6 protein-coding genes are annotated in these 3978 nt (G+C 31.7%); all 6 read right to left on the bottom strand.

The features are described from left to right. Window positions 1-261 (bottom strand): helix-turn-helix domain-containing protein (locus tag FT993_RS08515; protein WP_305054855.1); only part of this gene is annotated, 261 nt, incomplete at its 3' end. Window positions 262-482: 221 nt separating this feature from the next. Further along, the gene (locus FT993_RS08510; RefSeq protein ID WP_187240784.1) at window positions 483-935 is read right to left on the bottom strand and encodes a GIY-YIG nuclease family protein; all 453 of its coding nucleotides are present in this window, start codon (window positions 933-935) and stop codon (window positions 483-485) included. Beyond that, complete coding sequence (locus FT993_RS08505) at window positions 932-1429, bottom strand: hypothetical protein (RefSeq protein ID WP_147862125.1); 498 nt, start codon at window positions 1427-1429, stop codon at window positions 932-934. The genes FT993_RS08510 and FT993_RS08505 overlap by 4 nt, the downstream gene beginning before the upstream one ends. A gap of 165 nt (window positions 1430-1594) precedes the next feature. After that, complete coding sequence (locus FT993_RS08500) at window positions 1595-2026, bottom strand: energy transducer TonB (RefSeq protein WP_147862124.1); 432 nt, start codon at window positions 2024-2026, stop codon at window positions 1595-1597. Window positions 2027-2085: 59 nt separating this feature from the next. After that, the gene (locus FT993_RS08495; protein WP_147862123.1) at window positions 2086-2766 is read right to left on the bottom strand and encodes a RelA/SpoT domain-containing protein; all 681 of its coding nucleotides are present in this window, start codon (window positions 2764-2766) and stop codon (window positions 2086-2088) included. A 1-nt stretch (window position 2767) separates the two neighbouring features. Further along, window positions 2768-3880, bottom strand: coding sequence for a ParA family protein (locus tag FT993_RS08490; protein ID WP_147862122.1), 1113 nt, complete (start codon window positions 3878-3880; stop codon window positions 2768-2770). Window positions 3881-3978 lie beyond the last annotated feature (98 nt).

Raw genomic sequence — 3978 nt, 5'->3', positions numbered from 1 at the left:
GTCTTTCTGAAACTCCAGTTCTTCAATCTTTTCCTTTAACTTTTTAATTTCATCGTTTTTACTCATACCATTATTTTGTTGTACTAAGGTACTGTATTTTCTTAACCAATAGGTAATGGTTGTTCTAGGAACATCATATTTTTTTGAAGCTTGCGTGCTAGAGATGTGTCCGGTTAGAATTTGGTCAACGACTAAAAGTTTGGTTTCTAGATTGACTTTTTGATAGCTTTTTTTTCGCCAGTGGTCTTTTTTTGTTTTCATAAGTGACTATAATTAATGGTTTAATTTTTAGTCAACCTATTTCAGGAAAGTTCACTTGTTTAATGCACTACAACGTGTTTGTATATGGCAAGTAGCGTGTAAATTAGCAATTATTTTTAGATTAAGCACAAGCCAAATTTTTAAATTTTACTATTTATCTTTTTTATTTGAAATCGTCAAATTTAAAATTTGGCGACTTCGAAAATATACCTTAACTTCGGTCAAGTAACTGACCAGCTATGAGCTATATACGTTGTTGTAAGCAGTTTTTTTCCATTCCAAAGGTTTTCTTTACTCCTAAATTCATCAATAAATATTTCCTCAAGTAAATTCCGTAACGATTGTGGATTTGTCCACACGATTTTCACGAAAAACTCACAACCATTTTCTCTATAATTACAGACTGTTTGAAATCTGGAAACTGTTCCTTTTCCAATTCCAAAAAAATGTGATTTAAACCTTGATTTTAAACTATTTCCTTTACTTTTTCCAATATATCTTAATTTCGTTTTTCCGTTTTTAGTTGCGTAGATGAAATAAACTGCACCATTATTTTTTTGATAATCAATATTGTTTAAATCCTCCAATGTCTTAATTGGATATTTATTACATTTATTTAATTCGTCAATAAACTCTGTTTTGAGTTGGTCAATTATTGATTGGTTCAATTTCACTTTTTCTCTTTTTTCTGTAATTTCAGTTCAGCTTTCTTGTTCTTGTATTGCATTTTTACCAATTCCAATTGAGTTTCTAATATTTTATCTAAATCCGATTCGCTAAAATCGTTTGTAATTTCGAGCGTTGTAGATTCATTTTCTGATATTTTAAATGTCAAAGTTGCTTTTGGAAGTTTGTATTCTGGTTCTTTTCCAGATGTCAATTTAGCAGGTTTTTTGTCTTTGTGTTTTTTCCAAATACGTTTAATTGTTTTTGTAAAATTTGATATTAATTTTTCAGCAATTCCTTTTGTTAATTCTTCTGTTACTTTTAGTGAAAACCAAATTGAGAATATAATTATGTAGTCTTCAGGTTTCGTTCCGAGAGCATAAATTGGCATTTGCTCTTTTTCTTCAGGAATTTCAGTTTCAAAGCCTAAATTTTCTAACTCCAAGAAATCATTTCTGTCAACTCCAAATAGATAATTTACTTTGATTTCTTTGTCTTTCATAGGTTGCTCTTAAATTGCTTACAACGGCTCGTATAACCGTCAGTTACGGGTTAATATGCGTTAATTTTCAGTTTAGCACAGGCTTTAGCAATTCCGAGTGGATTCGGACGTAGTCGAATCCGCCGTAATTGCGGTTATACATTGTTACCTGCAGTATTTTATTTTTCATTCCGAGAATAATATTTTCACTGCTTCGTCAAATCTTATCGGAAGATTATATATCGAAGCTATTTTTGTCCGTTCAGGTCCCAATTCGGCAGGACTCCATTTATTAGGTATTAATTTAGCTAATCTTAAAGCCTCAGAATTCAGTTTTTCGTTTTCGCTTTTTATAATATTGAGATTTTCAAGATTTCCAGTACTGTCTATTTTTATTGAAATCCAAACCGTTCCTTTTTCGTCAGTCAGATTCATATTTGAGTATATTATTTTCGGAATGCTGTCAAGTCCGTATTTAAACTTTGCAGGATATTCAATCGGGTCAATAATTGTGTCCGTTTGAAATTCAATTGTGTCACCATTCAATTCCGCTTTTTGTTTTTCAGTTTTACAACCAAAAATCAGAATCGAAATTATTAATAGTAGCAGTTTTTTCATATTGCAGGTAACGGTTTAGCTATCCGCAGTGTCCCGGAGGGCATTGCGGATAGGTTTTGTTAGCTTTCGTTTTTCTTGTGATCATTATGACTTCTAAATATTGAATCTGCAAGTCTTGTACCTGTTGATGCTAGTTTAGACAATACTTTTAATTGTTCAGCACAAGCAATGCTATCCGTTTTTACAGGGTAGTTGATAGAATGATCTATTTCACCCCAAATTTCTTCGAATAAAGTTCTTACTTGAATTTCACAACAGAAAACATTTTCTTTGGGATTTGGCTTAATAACATAATGAACGCTTGTGTAACTATCTTTTCGATTGGAGTTTATCCCTAGCTTTTCAAATTCTTCAGACATATCAGGATCCCAAGTATAGGCCTTTGGTGGTTCAAATAAAGTCCATTCACCATTTTCAATCTGCTTCATTATTTCATTATGAATTATTCCAAATTGGTCAAAATATAAGTGTAGAACTCTTACACCAATCAAGTCTGTTATTTCATTAAATAGGTTGGCCGTAGTAATCTGCGTACCTTTTTCATTTTCCTTTCGAACCAATTTTTCTTCTAAATGATTTACATCCTTCAATCTAGATTTAACAGAATGAACAACTGATAAATGATCATTAAATGCAGGGTTGTTTTCAAAGAAATCTTTCACCCTTTTTCTGAATGATTCAAGCTGAAATTGAGTGGTAGGGGTTTGGTAAAACGCTAATACATCATCAAATTTACCCATATTATAAATTGTTTAAGCGCTCAATAAGGGAATTTGCAAATGCAATATATCTTTCCTTGGTTTCTCTGTATCTTCCATAACTTCCTTGATTGATAGGTTCAATCTCTCTATCGATTAACCAATCTCTGTTGTTTTTATAAAGGTTGGAATATACATCTGGAACTTCCCACATAGGACAATTCAAGCTTTGAGCAACAGAAGGAAAGGTATTATGAGAGTGAATAACTGCATCGCCCCCAATTGGCTTTTCAATTTGTTCATCTGATAAATGAACTCGATTTGATTCTTTAATAAACTCTCTGATTACTTGTGGTATTTTTTGCACATAAGAATAGTGTGCTTGAGCTAAATCATACTCATTTTTTTCAGTACTATATTTTTTGGCATTATAAATAGTATAACCAAGAAATTGTACAAATTTTTCAGGAAATTTAGTTCTTTTATCTGATGAAATTAGGTTATAAATTGTTTCAAATTCCCTTTGCCAAAGACTTAAAGATGAACCAATGTTTCTTATTCCATAAAGACTGAACATATCAGGTTGTGCAGGAATGAAAAAACCATCTACAGTGGATATAATGGTTTTATTTAAAATTCCTAAACTTGGTGAAGTGTCAATTATGATGTAGTCGTAGTTATATTTTGCAGAGTATAAATTACATATCTCTCGGATTTTCGTAATTGTTCTAATTGCAAGATTATCACTTTGATATGCTCCACTCCATCTTTCTGCCAATTTGTTTTCAAACTTATGAATAGAAAGTCTTCCTGGTATTAAATGGAGGTTTTGTGCCAATTCTACTGGTGGAGGAATAACATCAAAATCACTTAAACCGTCTTCGGTTGGTTTTAAAAGAAAATGAATACTTCTTGGTTTTTGAAGAAGTTCATTATTGGCATTGAATTTTTCGAAATCATCCACAAACTCATCTTCTTCTAACCAAATCTTATGGAGTTCTTCTGTATCAATTCCACAGATTGTAAGATTACATTGAGGATCAAGGTCTATCATTAATGTTTTTTTCCCTATTTCATTCAAGGCGTGTCCTAAATGATATCCTAAAGTTGATTTCCCAACTCCTCCTTTATTATTAAATAGTGATATTATTTTCATATTCTGTTTTTTAATGAAAGCTAACGGCTTTGGCTATGAGTAGTTGCGTGGTTTAGCACTTAACTTTGCAAGTACACACCAAACTGAAAATCCGCGAG

Origin of the sequence: Mesonia sp. HuA40 (assembly GCF_008017835.1) — a bacterium.
In the GTDB taxonomy this organism is placed as follows: domain Bacteria; phylum Bacteroidota; class Bacteroidia; order Flavobacteriales; family Flavobacteriaceae; genus Mesonia.
Note: the sequence above shows the minus strand (reverse complement) of the source record. Positions and strands in the feature narration are given on the sequence as shown.